This window comes from Vibrio sp. OPT18, from assembly GCF_015163615.1.
Lineage (GTDB): Bacteria > Pseudomonadota > Gammaproteobacteria > Enterobacterales > Vibrionaceae > Vibrio > Vibrio coralliirubri.
The window spans coordinates 368,183-386,315 of sequence record NZ_JADDYK010000060.1 but is presented as its reverse complement, the minus strand read 5'-3'; the positions used below and the strand labels follow the sequence as shown (position 1 = coordinate 386,315).

Genomic DNA, 18,133 nt, shown 5'->3' with positions numbered 1-18,133 from the left:
CTAGTCACTGCACTTTGCGCCTCGAACTAAACGATTTTTCCTGCGTAATCTCCCCAGCATTTAGTCAGCATGATTGATACAGATTAGAAATATTAAGCAGAGTGAAAGGGTTATACTCTTTCACTTTCGTTATTTTTAAAGAAATGAAATTTAAGGGATATCAATGGCTAATACATTTTCGCTTATCTTAGTGATCGTAACTCTAGTGACCGGCATTGTATGGGCGTTGGAAAAGTTTGTGTGGGCGAAGAAGCGCCAGCAAAAACTTGCTGACGTTGAAGCACAATCGAATGGCCTAGACGCTGAAACCAGCGCAAAAGTTACGGCTCAGCCTTGGTGGGTTGAGAACAGTGTGTCCATTTTCCCGGTAATTGCATTTGTTTTGGTTCTGCGTTCATTTATTTATGAACCGTTTCAAATCCCTTCTGGCTCGATGATGCCAACCCTTTTGGTTGGTGATTTCATCTTGGTAGAGAAGTACGCGTACGGTCTAAAAGACCCAGTATGGCGCACTCAATTGGTAGAAACAGGCAAGCCAGAACGCGGTGATTCAATCGTATTTAAGTACCCACCTCAGCCAAACATCGACTACATTAAGCGTGTTGTTGGTATGCCTGGTGACACGATTCGCTACAGCAGTCGTAAAGAAATCTGTATTCAGGCGAAGGGTACAAGTAGCTGTGAACCAGTGAAACTAAGTAATGTTGAAGAGAGCCAATTTATTCAAGATGGTGTGCCTCTGATTCAGCTGAACGAACAGCTTGGAGACGTAGAGCACCAGATTTTAGTTAACCCATTACGCCGTGATCGTGTGCAAGCATATCAGCCTCGCAATGGTGTTAACGAATGGGTCGTTCCAGAAGGCCAGTACTTTGTGATGGGTGATAACCGTGACAACAGTGCCGATAGCCGTTACTGGGGCTTTGTCCCTGAAGCAAACCTTGTTGGTAAGGCCGTTGCTATTTGGATCAGCTTCGAGTTTGAACGCGGTTCAGACAGTGTACTTCCAACATGGATTCCTACTGGTGTGCGTTTTAATCGCATCGGTGGGATTCATTAATCGATCACATAACACATCGAGAGAGCATGAATTCTCCAATTGATAAACTAGAGAGAAAGATTGGCTATCAGTTTAATGATGCCGATCTTATCCACTTGGCGCTGACTCACCGCAGCGCCGCAGGTAAACATAACGAACGTCTTGAGTTTCTGGGCGATTCAATTTTAAGTTTTGTTATCGCTGATGATCTTTACCACCGTTTTCCTAAGGTAAACGAAGGTGATATGAGCCGCATGCGCGCAACATTAGTACGTGGTCATACATTGGCAGAACTAGGTCGTGAATTCGAACTAGGAGATTACTTAAAATTAGGTCCAGGTGAGTTGAAGAGTGGCGGTTTCCGTCGTGATTCTATTCTAGCGGATGCGGTTGAAGCGATCATCGGCGCTGTCTATTTAGATAGTGATACCGAGACGGTTCGCGGCATTATTTTAAGCTGGTACCAATCTCGCCTAGATGCTATTCAGCCTGGAGTATCTCAAAAAGATCCGAAAACTCGCCTACAAGAGTTTTTGCAAGGTCGAAGAAATCCTCTACCTGTCTACACAGTGACTAATATTAAAGGTGAAGCACACAACCAAGAGTTTACGGTTGAGTGTGAAGTGGCAGGTGTGGATAAACCTGTTATCGGTAAAGGCACTAGCCGCCGCAAGGCAGAACAAGCGGCTGCTGAAACAGCATTAGAGCAATTAAGCAATGTCTGATAACAACCAAGATTTCGATATCGATGCATTCTTTTCATCTGATAGCAAAAAAACAGGCCTACCGGAAAACCAACACTGTGGCTTCATCGCTATTGTCGGTCGCCCAAACGTAGGTAAGTCGACGCTTCTGAACCATATTCTGGGTCAGAAGATTTCTATTACATCACGTAAACCACAGACGACACGTCACCGTATTATGGGTGTTGAAACTGAGGGTGATTACCAAGCGATCTTTGTTGATACTCCTGGACTTCATATTGAAGAAAAGCGTGCCATCAACCGCTTGATGAACCGTGCGGCGAACAGCTCACTGAGTGATGTAAACCTAGTATTCTTCCTTGTCGATGGTACTCACTGGACTGACGACGATGAGATGGTTCTGAACAAACTTAAGAAGACTGACTTCCCAGTTGTACTTTGCATCAACAAAGTAGATAACGTTCAAGACCGTACTAACGTGATGCAGCACATGATGGAAGTCTCTAAGAAGATGGATTTCATTGACGTTGTGCCAATCTCAGCGAAGCAAGGTAAAAACATTGATGTACTGCGTAAGCACGTACGTGAACATTTACCTAAAGCGACACACCACTTCCCTGAAGAATACGTGACTGATCGCTCGCAACGTTTTATGGCCTCTGAAATTATCCGTGAAAAGCTGATGCGCTTTACGGGTGATGAGCTACCTTACTCGGTAACGGTTGAAATCGAACGTTTCGATTACAACCCAGATAACGATGGCTTCCACATCAATGCACTGATTCTTGTTGAGCGTACAGGTCAGAAGAAAATGGTGATTGGTAAAGCGGGCGAGAAGATCAAAACGATTGGTCGTGAAGCGCGTATCGATATGGAAGAGCTATTCGGCCGTAAGGTTTACCTAGAGACTTGGGTCAAGGTTAAATCTGGCTGGGCTGATGATGAGCGTGCACTTCGCTCGTTAGGCTACATCGACGATCTATAATATATTGAACGTCACTTTCTGAGATTAAGAAAGTTGAACTGAAGATAAATCCAAGAGAGAGTGCGAACTCTCTCTTTTTGTATCTGTAATAAGGGTAAGTGATTGAGCGAAGGGTTACAGCGATGCTTTGTGTTGCACCGTCGACCATACAGTGAGTCGAGCCTGATCTTGGACGTCTTCAGCGAAGAGTTCGGTCGGGTGACGTTGATGTCTAAAGGCGCTCGCAGCAAGCGTTCCAACTTGAAAGGTGCATTACAACCTTTTACGCCGCTACTGCTTAAGTGGTCTGGTAATGGGTCGATGAAAACCTTACGCCAAGCTGAACCCATCAGCTTGGGGCTTCCTCTCGCCGGTATTAATCTGTATTCAGGCATGTACGTAAACGAGCTTATCGGTCGCGTATTGATGGCGGAAGTACCGATGCCTGCACTTTTTCACGACTATCTTCATGCTTTAACAGAGCTGGCGCATAATGATAATCCTGAGCCAGCACTGCGTCGCTTTGAGCTGGCTCTATTATCCGCTATGGGTTATGGCGTCGACTTTTTACACTGCGCGGGCACTGGCGAAGCGATCGATCCGAGCATGACTTATCGCTATCGAGAGCAGAAAGGTTTCATCGCTTCGGTGCGTCGAGACAACCTGACTTTTATGGGCGATGAACTTATCGCAATCAGTGAACGTAGGTTTATCACTAAAGAGCAGTTAAAAGCGGCAAAACGCTTTACACGCATAGCCTTAAAGCCGTATCTTGGCGGCAAACCATTAAAAAGTAGAGAGCTATTTATGCCAACAATAGCCCTCTCTAGAGCACGGAGTATTGGAAAATGAGCTCAATCCTTTTAGGCGTTAATATCGACCATATTGCAACACTACGTAATGCACGTGGTACTAAATACCCAGATCCAGTACACGCAGCTGAAATTGCTGAACGTGCGGGTGCTGACGGCATTACTGTTCACCTGCGTGAAGACCGTCGTCATATCGTTGACCGCGATGTACGTATTCTGGCTGAAACACTTCAAACTCGTATGAATTTGGAGATGGCAGTAACGGATGAGATGGTTCAAATTGCCCTCGATACTAATCCTGAGTTTGTTTGTCTGGTTCCAGAGAAGCGTGAAGAGCTGACCACTGAAGGTGGCTTAGACGTGGTTGGTCAACTTGAAAAGATCAAAGCTGCGACGGAAAAACTGTCTGCTGCTGGCATTAAGGTGTCTCTGTTTATCGATGCTGACCGTGAGCAAATCGACGCAGCAAAAGCGTGTGGCGCACCGTTCATTGAACTGCACACTGGCCATTACGCGGATGCTAAAACAGAAGAAGACCAACAAGATGAGCTGAAAAAGATTGCTGCAGGCGCAAGCTACGCGGACGATCTTGGTATCACTGTCAATGCGGGTCATGGTCTGACTTACCACAACGTAGCCCCAATTGCGGCTCTTCCTGAGATCTACGAGCTGAACATCGGTCACTCGATCATGGGACGTGCAGTGTTTGATGGTTTGAACAAAGCCGTTGCAGACATGAAAGCCGTGATGGAAACAGCACGCAACAACGCTTAGTTTTCTAAACCGTAAGCGTTAAGTCGTAAGCGACGAATTAGTAGAATTAATAGATAGAAGTTTAGTAGTAGGGTAAGCATGGCTGTTGTTGGATTAGGTACAGATATCGCGGAAATTGAACGTGTTGAAAAGGCATTGTTACGAAGTGGTGACGCTTTTGCTCAGCGTATTTTGACCGATTCTGAATTTGAAGTATTCCAGCAACTCAAGCAAAAAGGGCGTTACCTTGCAAAACGTTTTGCTGCCAAAGAAGCGGCATCTAAGGCGTTGGGCACGGGGATCGCGCTGGGTGTGACCTTCCACGACTTTGAGATTTCAAACGATGAGCATGGCAAGCCACTTCTGCGCTTGCATAAAAAAGCGCGTGAAATCGCAGAGGCGAATGGCACAACATCGATTCATTTGACTATCTCGGATGAGCGCCACTATGCAGTGGCAACGGTGTTACTCGAATCGTAAACAGATATCGCTACTTTATATCTAGTGCTCTAGGCACTAGACAGAAAAAAGCAGAGCTCATGAGCTCTGCTTTTTTATTGGCGGGTAAACCGTCGAATGAATACTGGTGAGTAACAAGTGCCCGCTAGGTCTTCGCCGGTTTCAAGTAATGAATCGCGGTTGCTTGAACCTTATCTAATTCATCCTGAAGCTCGAAAAGCTCCGGTTCAATGTCTTCAACAGAAGTGCCAGAACGCAGCTCTTTCTCTATCGTCGCACAGACCGATTTTAGTCTTGGTACGCCACTGTACGAGCTGCTGCCATGCATCTTGTGGATGATGTGTATCAGCTCTTCAACGGGGTAGTCACTGTCTTCTATCGCTTTGTCTGCTGCTTCATAAACCTCTGGAATAAAGTCTACGAGCATTTGCAGCATATCGCGTGCGAGGTCTTCTTTATTGGCGGCCTGCTTCATCGCAGCTTGCCAATCAATGATGATGTTTGTGTGTACGCTGGCTTCAGTTTCTGACACCGGACCGTTGTCGACTTCAGCAGAGACCGCTGGGTGGTCCGGATCTATTTTTTCGATGTGCTCAACCTCAGAGGTCGAGCTCCAATGAATCAGAACCTGCTGTAAAACATGCTCTTCAATAGGTTTGGTTAGGTAGTCATCCATGCCCGCTTCAAGCAGTCGGTCTCGTTCGCCAATCATTGCATGTGCGGTCACGGCAATTACAGGTGTATGCGCATTGTTCGCCAGTTTTTTGATGTTCTGACAAGCGGTCACACCGTCCATTTGTGGCATTTGAATATCCATGAATACGATATCAAATGGCGTCTCTGTCGCTTTGTCTATCGCCTGCTGACCACTGGTACAACTGATGACGGTTTCTACACGCTCTTTGAGCAGTGCGGTGATCAGCTTAAGGTTGGCTGGGTTATCGTCGACCGCTAATACCGTAAGCGGAAGCTTCTCTTCTGAATGTGTTTCAATCGCTGGTGCAATCAAGGTTGGTGCCTGATTCGATACCAGAGTTTGCAGCAACTTCTTACGAGAAAGAGGCTTAGTGATGCACTGAACATCGACCTCTTTCATTAGTTGCTCACCCAACGCTAGCTCGGTACTTGGTGTACCAATAATCACGTTTTGAGCAATCTTCTTCGCACCGATCGCCCAACCACTCACAGTATCAAATTGATACTCTTGGTTAGCGGCGAGGTTCAGCAGAACGTAGTCATAGGAGGTGGTCTCGTCTGGCATCACCGAACGATACGTTACCACTAAGCCTTCTTGGGTTAGGATTTGCTGAGTAATCGATGCCGCTTGCATGTTTGGCTCGATAAGCAGCAGTTGTTTGTCTTGCAGACACTGAGTCTCAATCAGCTCAGTCATCGGCATGTCAGTCGTTGATAGTCTCAAGGTGAACCAGAAGGTTGAGCCTTGGTGTAGACGACTGGTTAGGCTGATCTCTCCGCCCATTTGGCTGACCAGTTTTTGGGTGATAACCAGACCTAAGCCTGTACCACCATAACGACGAGAGATACTTGCATCGGCTTGGCTGAAGGCTTGGAACAGCTGAGCTTGTTGACGCTCCGAGATACCAATACCCGTATCTCGAACCATGAACTGCAGCTCGATGTTGTCTTCGCTTTGTGAGCGCAGCTCAACGCTGATATCAATGTTGCCGCGCTCGGTAAACTTGATTGAGTTACCAACAAGGTTGGTTAGGATCTGTTGAATACGCAGTGGATCACCCACCACGCCTGGCGGCACTTTAGGATCGATCTTCAGTGTCAGCTCTAGACCTTTCTCATGAGCGTTGGTTGCTTGAAGGTTTACTACCTCTTCAAGGCTGGCTTGGAACTCAAATGGAATGTTCTCTAGCGCTAATTTACCGGCTTCAAGTTTCGAGAAGTCCAAGATATCGTTGATGATGCTAAGCAGGTTATTTGCCGAACGTTCAATGGTTTGCAGGTAATCGGTTTGACTGTTCGATAGGTGAGTCTTTAGCATCTGACGAGTAAAGCCAATCACACCGTTCAATGGGGTTCTCAGTTCGTGAGACATATTCGCCAAGAACTCCGATTTAACACGAGCTGCTTCTTGAGCGCGTTTCTTCGCGATGTCTAACTCAACGTTTTGAATCTCTAGCTGTTCAAGGGTTTCACGCAAATCTGATGTGGCTTGGTCGATACTGTGCTGCATCTCGACGTGGTATTCTGAAAGCGATACCGCCATCGCGTTGATACCGTTTTTCAGCGAATCTAGCTCACCATGCATCTTGCCTTCGATACGTACATCTAGGTGACCTCGACGAATTCGGTCGACCATATTTTTCATGTGCGTGATCGGTTGAGTCACATCGTGCATTAAGCGGAACGCAAACACGCCCGATAAACCAAGCCCGAGAATCAATACCAAGAAGGCAGAGAATACTTCTTGATATTGCTGCAATCGAAGTGATGACAGATCTAACTCAATCGCAATATAGCCGATCGCTTGATTGGCTTGAGATTGACCGTTGGCTGAGTTGATGTACTGGCCTTCGGCGATGATAGGTGTCCGCAGGATCAGCGTATTATCGAGCAGGTTCGATGAGCTTAAATGCGGGATCGGTTTATCTTTCGGATAGGTTAGGCTTTCAAAATCGGGGTGGAAGTTTGAGGTTACAAACAACTCATGACGTTCATCAAACACCGCGATACTGCGCACCAGCTTAGAGTTTTTTCGATGCGCATAGCTAATAAGCTGACGAACAGACTCTCGACTTTCGAGCTTCATGCCTGATTCACTCGCAATCGCAAGTGGTTCAATGATGCTAGTACCAGTGTTAACCACCTGACCCTCAAGGTCTTGATAGCGGTTAAATGAGAAAAATGCACTCAATAGCAGCCCAATAATCAGGGTTGGAGCTAGAGTTAAGGTAATTACACGGGCTCTTAAGCCATATCTGGTCATGTTCTTTAATTACATCGAGGTCTGGATATGGGAAAATAACGCACACAATGGCGGTTAAGTGAACGGTAAGCTTAATCAAAGCCGTGACGTTCGACAATGATTCCAAGACATAATAGTGAGTCCTGGATACCAATTACTTATTAAAAGATACATTAGGCACAAGCAATGGCACGTTTTTTCCAACCAAAAAAGAAAACTCAACTCGAGACCAAGCATCAATCGGTTTTGGTTGAACGAATGGATCACAATGGCGCTGGCATCGCTTATCAAAAGAATAAACCTGTTTTCATTGATGGCGCGTTGCCCGGTGAGCAGGTGGTTATTCAACTTACTGAGAGCAAAAGTAAGTTTTCGCGAGCTAAACTCATCAAGTTATTGAAGCCGAGCGAGCAGCGTTTAAAGCCGTTTTGTAAGCACTTTAATCAGTGTGGTGGCTGTCACCTTCAACACCTTGGTTACTCTTCTCAGGTTGAGCATAAATCGCAATCTCTGACGCACCTGATGAGCCAATACCAAACGGCCAACACTGAAGTTGCACAACCTATTGTCGGTGATGAAACCGGTTATCGACGTCGCGCACGTATCAGCCTATTTGTTGATAAGAAGACACAGCAGCTTCAATTCGGTTTCCGTAAGAAGCAGAGTAAGCAGATTGAAAATATCACCGACTGTGCCGTGCTTGATCCTCGCCTCAATGTATTGCTGCCAAAACTGAAAAATTTACTGAACACTTTCAACAGCCTTACGTCTTTAGGACACGTTGAATTGGTGTTGGGCGATACTGGCCCTGTTATGGTGCTACGTCACCTTAAGCCTTTGGTTGAAAAAGATGAGCAAGCGCTGATTGCGTTAGCAAAAGAAGAAGGCGCTACGCTGTACTCGATGCCTGAAACCGATAAGCTGGTCCGTCTGGTTGGTGATGCGCCTAGCTACAGTGAAACAGGTGTTACCTTACCTTTTGAACCAAATCACTTTATCCAAGTAAACCAGAAAGTGAATCAGCAGATGGTGGCTCAAGCGATTGAGTGGCTAGAGCCTCAAGCGGATGAGCGAGTGCTAGACCTGTTTTGTGGCCTAGGTAACTTCAGTTTACCTATCGCGCAACAATCGGCGTTTGTGGTTGGTGTAGAAGGCGTTGATGAAATGGTTCAGCAAGCCACATCTAATGCAGCGTTAAACCAGTTAGGCAATACGGAGTTTTACCAAGCTAACCTTGAAGAAGACTTATCTTCACAGCCTTGGGCAAAAGAGAAATTCGATAAAGTATTGCTTGACCCGGCACGTGCGGGAGCGAGTGGGATCGTTGATCAAATTTCAGCGTTAGGAGCGAAGCGTGTGGTTTATGTTTCGTGTAATCCTGCTACTCTAGCTAGAGATTCTGAGAGCTTAGAAAAACAAGGCTATCAATTAGCCAAACTGGGTATGTTGGACATGTTCCCACACACCAGTCATCTCGAATCGATGGCTCTCTTTATCAAGGCTTAGAGGCCCTTAAACAAGGCTTCAAATGAATCACAAAGGCGCAGGGAAGCCTGCGCTGATATCAATATGGTCGAACTAACTTGGAACCAGTTAGTCATATTGAATTGGGTATAAAACATAATAACTAGGAAGGCATGATGGTTGCGGTACGAAGCGCACATTTAAACCCAAGCGAACAGTTTGAGCTAGAAAGTTGGATTGCGTCACTGAATCAAGACGCAAAGACCTCGAATAAACTGATCAAAGTTTATCGTCACTGTGAAGAGCTATTAAAAGATCACGAGCAAGCATCGCTCTTGCTTTGGCGTGGCCGCGAGATGATCGAAATCTTGGTTACGCTGTCTATGGACCGTGCCACTTTAATTGCAGCGCAACTTTTCCCCGTCGTCTCAAGCGGCGTTTTTGAGCGCGAAGCGTTTGAAGAAAGCTACGGTAAAGAAACCGTAAAGTTGATCGATGGCGTTGAAGAAATGGCGGCTTTAGGCCAGTTAAACGTGACTCTTGAAGGCAGTGCTGCCTCGGGTCAAGTTGATAACGTTCGCCGCATGCTACTGGCGATGGTCGACGACTTCCGCTGCGTAGTCATCAAACTCGCTGAACGAATCTGTAACCTTATTGAGGTGAAAAAAGCGCCTGATGCTGTGCGTCGCGCGGCAGCAAAAGAGTGTTCTAACATCTACGCTCCGCTTGCTAACCGTTTAGGTATTGGTCAGCTTAAGTGGGAAATTGAAGATTACGCGTTCCGATACCAACAGCCAGACACCTACAAGCAGATTGCTAAACAGCTGTCTGAGCGTCGCATCGTACGTGAACAATACATTAAAGACTTCGTTGATGACTTAACGGCGGAAATGAACCGTTCAAGCATCAATGCAGAAGTGAGCGGTCGACCAAAACACATCTACAGTATCTGGCGTAAGATGCAGAAGAAAGGCTTGGACTTCGATGAGCTTTTTGACGTGCGTGCGGTACGTATCATCGCCGACCAGCTTCAAGACTGCTATGCCGGCCTAGGTGTGGTTCACACCAAATACAAACATTTACCAAGTGAATTTGATGACTACGTGGCGAACCCTAAGCCAAATGGTTACCAGTCGATTCACACCGTGGTTCTTGGCCCTGAGGGCAAGACCATTGAGATTCAGATCCGTACCAAGCAAATGCACGAAGACTCTGAGCTTGGTGTGGCGGCGCACTGGAAGTACAAAGAAGGTGCTTCAAGCGGACGCAGTGGTTACGACGAGAAAATCACTTGGTTGCGTAAACTTATCGATTGGCAAGAAGAGATGTCGGATTCTGGCGAGATGCTGGATGAAGTTCGTAGCCAAGTATTCGATGATCGCGTATATGCCTTTACACCGCGCGGTGATGTGGTCGATTTACCTATGGGTGCAACCCCACTGGACTTCGCTTACCACATCCACTCGATGGTTGGACACCGCTGTATCGGTGCCAAAGTAGCAGGCCGTATCGTACCGTTTACCCATAAATTATCGATGGGTGATCAGGTTGAAATCATTACTCAGAAAGAACCGAACCCATCACGTGATTGGCTAAACCCAACCACAGGTTTTGTTCATTCAGGTCGTGCTCGCGCGAAGATTAACGCTTGGTTCCGTGCACAAAGCCGAGAGAAGAACCTAGAAGCGGGTCGAGACATCCTTGAGGCGGAACTTGCGAAAGTGGGTGCAACCTTAAAAGATGCCGACCAATACGCTCTGAGACGCTTTAACGTCAACACGCCAGATGAGCTCTATGCTGGTATCGGCAGTGGCGACTTACGTATTAACCAAGTGGTTAATCACATCAATGCGTTGGTGAATAAGCCTACGGCAGAAGAAGAAGACAAGAAAGCGCTCGAGAAACTGCTTGAGTCGGAAAACAAGCCAGCACATCAGAGCCGTCCGAAAAAGGATGCTGTCGTTGTTGAAGGTGTTGATAACTTAATGACGCACCTAGCGCGTTGCTGTCAGCCAATTCCAGGTGATGTGATTAAAGGTTACATCACTCAAGGTCGTGGTATCTCAGTGCACCGCGCTGACTGTGAACAGCTAGGCGAGCTAAGTGTGCATGCGCCAGAACGTATCATTGATACTGTTTGGGGCAATGGCTTTGTCGGTTCATACATCCTAACGCTGCGTGTTGAAGCGCTAGAACGTAATGGCTTGTTGAAAGACATCACCTCACTGTTCTCGAACGAGAAGATCAGCGTGACCACAATGAAGAGCCGTATCGACTACAAGCGTCAGCTGTCGGTAATGGATTTCGATTTGGAAGTGACCAATATTGAAATTCTGAGTCGCGTGACCAGCCGAGTTGAGCAAATCAAAGATGTTATGTCAGTCAAAAGGTTGGGGTAGTCCAAAATACTATCCACGTCATTCCCTACAGTGAGGGACGAACGTGATAGGGAATCTCGTCAAGCGATTTGAGATCCCCAACTCGCTCATTCTTCGCTCTTGAGGATGACGGAAAGAATAGAAAGGTGAGTGGTTTTGGCTGCTCACCTTTTTTAGTTTTAGAAGACGTTATAAATTTAAAAATCAAAGACAGTGAATAGGAAAAAAAACAATGAATCACCCGATTGAACAACTTGAACAGATCATGACTAAGCTGCGCGATCCAGAAGGTGGCTGTCCTTGGGATTTGAAACAAAATTTTGAAACAATTGTGCCGCATACTATCGAAGAAACCTACGAGGTGGTGGACGCGATTCACAACAAAGATTGGCCGAACCTACAAGAAGAACTGGGTGACCTGCTATTTCAGGTGATTTTTTACAGCCAACTCGCCAAAGAGCAAGGGCTGTTTGAGTTCTCTGATGTGGTCGATGGCATCAATGAGAAGCTAACGCGCCGCCATCCGCATGTGTTTTCTGATACCGAGTTTGCGAGCGATGAAGAAATTAATGCCAACTGGGAAGCTGAAAAAGCCAAAGAAAAAGCTCAGGCAGGCAAAACTCAAGAAAGTATTCTAGACTCAATACCAAACTCTCTACCTGCGCTTTCACGTGCTACAAAGATTCAAAAACAGGTAGCGAAATATGGCTTTGATTGGGACTCTATTGGCCCAGTGGCTAATAAGGTTTTAGAGGAAGTTGATGAGGTGCTGGAAGAAGCACTTCAAGTGACGCCAAATGAGGATTTAGTTGAAGAAGAGTTGGGAGATTTGCTGTTTGCGACGGTCAATTTGGTGCGACATTTGGGTAAAAATCCAGAGTCTGCGCTCAATAAAGCCAATCTGAAGTTCTCACGTCGCTTTAAAGGGGTGGAACAAAAAGTTCGTCAGCAAGATAAAATTTTGACCGATTTTTCACTACAACAGCTTGATTCCATGTGGGATGAAGTCAAGGTGGCGGAGAAAAGATAACCAAAGCTTTTATCATGAATTGATTTGAAGCAAAAAATAAAAAATAGCAGTGTGATAGATTTCACGTTGTGGCGATAAGGGGCTTCTGGTATATTTTCATCCCGTCCAGAAGTAGTCCATTTCCCTCATTCAACCAATTTCAGGTTAAACATGACGACAAATTACATTTTTGTTACTGGCGGGGTTGTATCCTCTCTAGGTAAAGGTATTGCTGCAGCATCTCTTGCGGCTATTTTAGAAGCTCGTGGTCTTAAAGTGACTATGATGAAGCTTGACCCTTACATCAACGTTGATCCAGGCACTATGAGCCCGACTCAGCACGGTGAAGTGTTCGTTACGGAAGATGGCGCTGAAACAGACCTTGACCTTGGTCACTATGAGCGATTCATTCGCACCAAGATGACTAAGCGTAACAACTTCACTGCAGGTCGTGTTTACTCAGACGTACTCGCTAAAGAGCGTCGCGGTGATTACCTAGGTGCAACTATTCAGGTTATCCCACACATCACTAACTCTATCAAAGAGCGTGTGATTTCTGGCGCAGCTGGCCACGATATCGCGATCGTTGAAGTTGGTGGTACGGTTGGTGATATCGAATCTCTACCATTCATGGAAGCGATTCGTCAGCTAGCAGTAGAACTAGGCCGTGAACGCGCAATGTTCATGCACCTTACTCTAGTGCCATACCTAGCAGCTGCAGGCGAAGTGAAAACTAAGCCAACGCAACACTCTGTAAAAGAGCTACTGTCTATTGGTATTCAACCAGACATCCTAGTTTGTCGTTCAGACCGCAACATTCCTTCGAACGAGCGTAAGAAAATTGCTCTGTTCTGTAACGTGCAAGAAAATGCAGTTATTTCTATGCGCGATGTTGACTCTATCTACAAGATCCCTCAGCTTATTAAAGCTCAAGGCACTGATGAACTTGTATGTAAGCGTTTCGGCATTACCGCTCCAGAAGCAGACCTGTCTGAATGGGAACAAGTAATTTACGAAGAAGCTAACCCAACGGGTGAAGTGACGATTGGTATGGTTGGTAAGTACATTGAACTACCAGACGCATACAAATCAGTAAATGAAGCGCTAAAACACGCAGGCTTGAAAAACCGCCTAAGCGTTAATATTAAATACGTAGATTCACAAGACGTTGAATCTCGTGGCGTAGAAGTTTTAGAAGGCCTTGATGCAATCCTAGTTCCCGGTGGCTTTGGTGACCGCGGTGTTGAAGGTAAGATTCTTGCTGCTCAATACGCTCGTGAAAACAAAGTACCGTACTTAGGTATCTGTCTAGGTATGCAAGTAGCGCTTATCGAGTACGCTCGTAACGTTGCGAAAATGGAAGGGGCACACTCTTCTGAATTCTGTACTGAAACTAAGTACCCAGTTGTTGGTCTTATCACTGAGTGGACTGATGGCGAAGGTAAAGTTGAAGAGCGTACAGAAACATCTGACCTTGGCGGCACAATGCGTCTTGGTTCACAGCTTTGTCACCTAGCGAAAGGGACGAAAGCTTACGAATTATACGGTAGCGCGACGATCCATGAACGTCACCGTCACCGTTACGAAGTGAACAACAATCTTCGTCCACAAATCGAAAAAGCGGGCCTAAAAGTATCGGGTCTATCTGCGGACAAGAAACTGGTTGAAGTTATTGAGAACCCGAACCACCCATGGTTCGTTGCTGCTCAATTCCACCCAGAGTTCACTTCAACACCTCGCGATGGTCACCCATTGTTTGCAGGTTTCGTTAAAGCGGCTGGCGAGTTCCAGCGCGGCGAGTTAGAGAAGTAAAAAGGAATACAGGTAGCTGCGTAAGTTGTGCTGCTACCTTTAAATTTGACATTTATATATTCAACGAGAAGGAAACATTCAATGTCTAAGATCGTTAAAGTTCTAGGTCGTGAAATCATCGATTCACGTGGTAACCCAACTGTAGAAGCTGAAGTACACCTAGAAGGCGGTTTCGTAGGTATGGCTGCTGCTCCATCTGGCGCATCTACTGGTTCTCGCGAAGCTCTTGAGCTACGTGACGGCGACAAATCACGTTTCCTAGGTAAAGGTGTTCTTAAAGCTATTGAAGCTGTAAACGGCCCAATCGCTGAAGCTCTAGTTGGTTCTGACGCTAAAGCACAAGCTGACGTTGACCAAATCATGCTTGACCTAGACGGTACTGATAACAAGTCTAAGTTCGGCGCGAACGCTATCCTAGCTGTATCTCTAGCTAACGCAAAAGCTGCTGCTGCTGCGAAAGGCATGCCTCTATACGAGCACATCGCTGAGCTAAACGGTACTGCTGGTCAGTTCTCTATGCCTCTACCAATGATGAACATCATCAACGGTGGTGAGCACGCAGATAACAACGTTGACATCCAAGAGTTCATGATCCAACCAGTTGGCGCTAAAACTCTTAAAGAAGGTCTACGTATCGGCGCTGAAGTATTCCACAACCTAGCTAAAGTTCTTAAGTCTAAAGGCTACAGCACTGCAGTTGGTGATGAAGGTGGTTTCGCTCCTAACCTTAAGTCTAACGCTGAAGCTCTAGAAGTTATCGCAGAAGCTGTTGCAGCTGCTGGTTACGAACTAGGTAAAGACGTTACTCTTGCTATGGACTGTGCAGCATCTGAGTTCTTCGACAAAGAAGCTGGCATCTACAACATGAAGGGCGAAGGTAAAACTTTCACTTCTGAAGAGTTCAACCACTACCTAGCTGAGCTAGCGAACAACTTCCCAATCGTTTCTATCGAAGACGGTCTTGACGAGTCAGATTGGGATGGCTTCAAGCACCAAACTGAACTTCTAGGCGACAAGCTTCAAATCGTTGGTGACGACCTGTTCGTTACAAACACTAAGATTCTTGCTGAAGGTATCGAGAAAGGCGTAGCTAACTCTATCCTTATCAAGTTCAACCAAATCGGTTCTCTAACAGAGACTCTAGCTGCTATCAAGATGGCTAAAGACGCTGGCTACACTGCAGTAATCTCTCACCGTTCTGGCGAAACTGAAGATGCAACTATCGCTGATCTAGCGGTAGGTACAGCTGCAGGTCAAATCAAAACTGGTTCTATGAGCCGTTCTGACCGTGTTGCTAAGTACAACCAACTTATCCGTATCGAAGAAGCTCTAGGTTCTAAAGCTCCTTACAACGGTCTTAAAGAAGTTAAAGGTCAATAATTCACTCTGAATTATTAGCTTAAAGCTTTTGAAAACGCTCTACTTCGGTAGGGCGTTTTTTTTGCCTAAAATACGTCATTCCCTAGACTGACGAAGGAAGGCATAGGGAATCTCTTGTTTACGTTAAGCGTGATAGATTCCCAACTCAGTCGTTCCTCCTTCTTGGGAATGACGTGGTTATATGTTATTGGGCAATGTGTGTTGTTTTCTCTTTTGTAGGTATTGGTTTATCTAATACGTGACTTCCTAGGCTGACGAAGGAGGGAGTCTGGACTCTCATCACAGGTTTCGAATAACAATAATTCCCCGACTTATTGATTCCCTGACACCACATATCTCGCACCAATAAGCTCATTATGGTATATATGTGCCTTATTCTAGTTCCTTCTTTTTCAACCGGCGAAAGGTGTTATGCGAATTTTTGCTTTAGTACTGCTCATAGTGTTTGGCTGGCTACAACACACACTGTGGCTCGGTAAAAATGGTATCTCTGATTACTACGGTGTGAACAACGAAATCCAAGTTCAACAGCAAGTAAATGAAAAGCTGCATATTCGAAATGCAGAAATGTTTGCTGAAATTGACGATCTACGCCAAGGCTTAGACGCGATAGAAGAACGCGCACGTCATGAACTTGGAATGGTCAAAGAAGGCGAAACGTTTTATCGCATCATTGGCGAGGAATCCCATTAATGTCGACTCAACTTCAAAGCGTGATTGCCGTTGTACCTGCGGCGGGCGTCGGTAGCCGAATGAAGGCAGACCGCCCTAAGCAATATCTCAAGATTCACGGCAAAACAATTTTAGAGCACACCGTTGAGAAATTACTGTCTCACCCACAAGTCGCTCAAATTGTCGTTGCGATCAGCGATGATGACCCATACTACCCAGAGCTAGCTCTCAACCTGAACCCGCAAGTGATCAGAGTGTCTGGCGGAAGCGAGCGAGCAGACTCTGTACTCTCTGCGCTAAACTATATCGCTGAGCAGCAGCTTAGTGATTGGGTAATGGTTCACGATGCGGCAAGGCCTTGTGTCCAGCTAAGTGATATCGACAAGCTAATTTCCGGTGCAATGAGCCATGATGTGGGCGCTATTTTAGCGGCTCCAGTTCGTGACACGATGAAGCGCGGTGCCCAAGGGCAGATTGAGCATACCGTTGAGCGTGCCGATTTATGGCATGCACTTACGCCGCAAATGTTCAGAGCAAAGCCTCTGTGGAAGGCATTAAGTGAGGCGTTGCAACAAGGAGCTTCAATTACTGATGAAGCCTCAGCCTTTGAATGGAAAGGTTTATCGCCCGCTTTAGTGGCAGGGCGTTCAGATAATTTTAAGATTACTCAGCCTGAAGATTTAGCGCTTGCTGAGTTCTATTTAAGTCAGAATAAGGAATAATGATGATTCGTATTGGCCATGGCTTTGATGTACATAAGTTTGGTGGTGAAGGCCCGGTAATTATTGGTGGTGTAAGCATCCCTTACGAGCAAGGTCTTATTGCACACTCAGACGGTGATGTTGCCCTTCATGCGTTGTGTGACGCTCTATTAGGTGCGATTGCTGCGGGTGATATTGGTCGTCATTTCCCTGATACCGATGACGAATGGAAAGGCGCGGATAGCCGTGAACTACTGAAAGATGTTTACCGTCGAGTAAAAGAACAAGGTTACGTGATTGGTAATGCCGATATTACTATCATGGCGCAAGCTCCAAAGATGGCACCTCATATAGACTCTATGTGCCAAGCTATTGCTCAAGACCTAGAAACCAGCATTAGCAATGTGAATGTAAAAGCGACGACTACTGAGCGTTTAGGCTTTACAGGTCGCAAAGAGGGCATCGCATGTGAAGCGGTGGTCCTAATTACTAAAAGTGCGTAAGCACCAACACGAAAAGAACAGCATGTCAGATATTTTATCTTCATTGGCTTATCTAAACGGTAAACCAACTGCGAAAGCAAAACTAAAAGCAAAAGCCGAACACTTTGTCGTTAATGAAGACTTGGGTTTTGAGTTTACTGGTGAAGGCGAGCACCTAATGGTTCGTATTCGTAAAACTGGTGAAAACACGAGCTTCGTAGCAAACGAGCTGGCTAAAGCTTGCGGTGTTAAGTCGAAAGACGTGAGCTGGGCAGGTTTAAAAGACCGTCACGCGGTGACTGAGCAGTGGTTGAGTGTACACCTGCCAAAAGGTGAGCCTGACTTTTCAGCTTTCTTAGCACAGTACCCAAGCATTGAGATCTTGGCGACAGCACGACACAACAAAAAGTTACGCCCGGGTGATTTAGTTGGCAACCAATTCGAGCTGACTTTGTCTGAAGTAACAGACTGTGATGATGTCGTAAAACGTTTGGAAAAAGTCGCTCAAGTCGGCGTGCCAAATTACTTCGGTGCTCAGCGTTTTGGTAATGAAGGTAACAACTTAT

Annotated in this window: 16 protein-coding genes; 15 read left to right on the top strand and 1 reads right to left on the bottom strand. The window is 46.0% G+C overall.

Annotation, left to right across the window (positions count from 1 at the left end):
• The first annotated feature begins 163 nt into the window (after nt 1–163).
• From lepB to acpS, 6 genes are all read left to right on the top strand, one after another.
• Nucleotides 164–1,060, top strand: coding sequence for a signal peptidase I (gene lepB / locus IQQ51_RS16720; RefSeq protein WP_017068697.1), 897 nt, complete (start codon nt 164–166; stop codon nt 1,058–1,060).
• 26 nt (nt 1,061–1,086) lie between these two features.
• Nucleotides 1,087–1,764 carry a ribonuclease III gene (rnc, locus tag IQQ51_RS16715; RefSeq protein ID WP_017059043.1) on the top strand — a complete coding sequence of 226 codons (678 nt, stop codon included), beginning with the start codon at nt 1,087–1,089 and terminating at the stop codon, nt 1,762–1,764.
• Nucleotides 1,757–2,728, top strand: coding sequence for a GTPase Era (era, locus tag IQQ51_RS16710; protein ID WP_017059042.1), 972 nt, complete (start codon nt 1,757–1,759; stop codon nt 2,726–2,728). Before rnc ends, era begins: the two co-directional genes overlap by 8 nt.
• Before the next feature lie 102 nt (nt 2,729–2,830).
• Complete coding sequence (gene recO, locus IQQ51_RS16705) at nt 2,831–3,559, top strand: DNA repair protein RecO (protein WP_019826299.1); 729 nt, start codon at nt 2,831–2,833, stop codon at nt 3,557–3,559.
• A complete protein-coding gene (pdxJ, locus tag IQQ51_RS16700; RefSeq protein ID WP_048605801.1) occupies nt 3,556–4,293 on the top strand; it encodes a pyridoxine 5'-phosphate synthase in 738 nt (245 codons plus the stop codon). Before recO ends, pdxJ begins: the two co-directional genes overlap by 4 nt.
• 78 nt (nt 4,294–4,371) lie before the next feature.
• Nucleotides 4,372–4,752 carry a holo-ACP synthase gene (gene acpS / locus IQQ51_RS16695; protein ID WP_193841618.1) on the top strand — a complete coding sequence of 127 codons (381 nt, stop codon included), beginning with the start codon at nt 4,372–4,374 and terminating at the stop codon, nt 4,750–4,752.
• Between the two features lie 124 nt (nt 4,753–4,876).
• Here the strand turns inward: acpS and barA are convergent, their stop codons facing one another.
• Nucleotides 4,877–7,690 carry a two-component sensor histidine kinase BarA gene (barA, locus tag IQQ51_RS16690; protein ID WP_050646161.1) on the bottom strand — a complete coding sequence of 938 codons (2,814 nt, stop codon included), beginning with the start codon at nt 7,688–7,690 and terminating at the stop codon, nt 4,877–4,879.
• Between the two features lie 165 nt (nt 7,691–7,855).
• Between barA and rlmD the strand changes: the two genes are divergently transcribed.
• The 9 genes from rlmD to IQQ51_RS27255 all read left to right on the top strand — a co-directional run.
• The gene (gene rlmD / locus IQQ51_RS16685) at nt 7,856–9,175 is read left to right on the top strand and encodes a 23S rRNA (uracil(1939)-C(5))-methyltransferase RlmD (protein WP_193841617.1); all 1,320 of its coding nucleotides are present in this window, start codon (nt 7,856–7,858) and stop codon (nt 9,173–9,175) included.
• A gap of 134 nt (nt 9,176–9,309) precedes the next feature.
• Nucleotides 9,310–11,532 (top strand): GTP diphosphokinase, encoded by a 2,223-nt coding sequence (gene relA / locus IQQ51_RS16680; RefSeq protein ID WP_193841616.1) that lies wholly within the window; start codon nt 9,310–9,312, stop codon nt 11,530–11,532.
• Nucleotides 11,533–11,743: 211 nt separating this feature from the next.
• Nucleotides 11,744–12,541 (top strand): nucleoside triphosphate pyrophosphohydrolase, encoded by a 798-nt coding sequence (gene mazG / locus IQQ51_RS16675; protein WP_048611394.1) that lies wholly within the window; start codon nt 11,744–11,746, stop codon nt 12,539–12,541.
• Between the two features lie 150 nt (nt 12,542–12,691).
• On the top strand, nt 12,692–14,332 hold the full coding sequence (locus IQQ51_RS16670; RefSeq protein ID WP_017063214.1) for a CTP synthase: 1,641 nt from the start codon (nt 12,692–12,694) through the stop codon (nt 14,330–14,332).
• Nucleotides 14,333–14,413: 81 nt separating this feature from the next.
• A complete protein-coding gene (gene eno, locus IQQ51_RS16665) occupies nt 14,414–15,712 on the top strand; it encodes a phosphopyruvate hydratase (RefSeq protein WP_050711946.1) in 1,299 nt (432 codons plus the stop codon).
• Nucleotides 15,713–16,123: 411 nt separating this feature from the next.
• Nucleotides 16,124–16,405 carry a cell division protein FtsB gene (gene ftsB, locus IQQ51_RS16660; RefSeq protein ID WP_010435786.1) on the top strand — a complete coding sequence of 94 codons (282 nt, stop codon included), beginning with the start codon at nt 16,124–16,126 and terminating at the stop codon, nt 16,403–16,405.
• Nucleotides 16,405–17,106: a 2-C-methyl-D-erythritol 4-phosphate cytidylyltransferase gene (ispD, locus tag IQQ51_RS16655; protein WP_193841615.1), complete on the top strand. Its 702-nt coding sequence runs from the start codon at nt 16,405–16,407 to the stop codon at nt 17,104–17,106. The genes ftsB and ispD overlap by 1 nt, the downstream gene beginning before the upstream one ends.
• A 2-nt stretch (nt 17,107–17,108) precedes the next feature.
• Nucleotides 17,109–17,588, top strand: coding sequence for a 2-C-methyl-D-erythritol 2,4-cyclodiphosphate synthase (gene ispF, locus IQQ51_RS16650; RefSeq protein WP_004739053.1), 480 nt, complete (start codon nt 17,109–17,111; stop codon nt 17,586–17,588).
• Between the two features lie 22 nt (nt 17,589–17,610).
• A partial coding sequence (locus IQQ51_RS27255) for a tRNA pseudouridine(13) synthase TruD (protein WP_228012929.1) occupies nt 17,611–18,133 on the top strand: 523 nt, incomplete at its 3' end.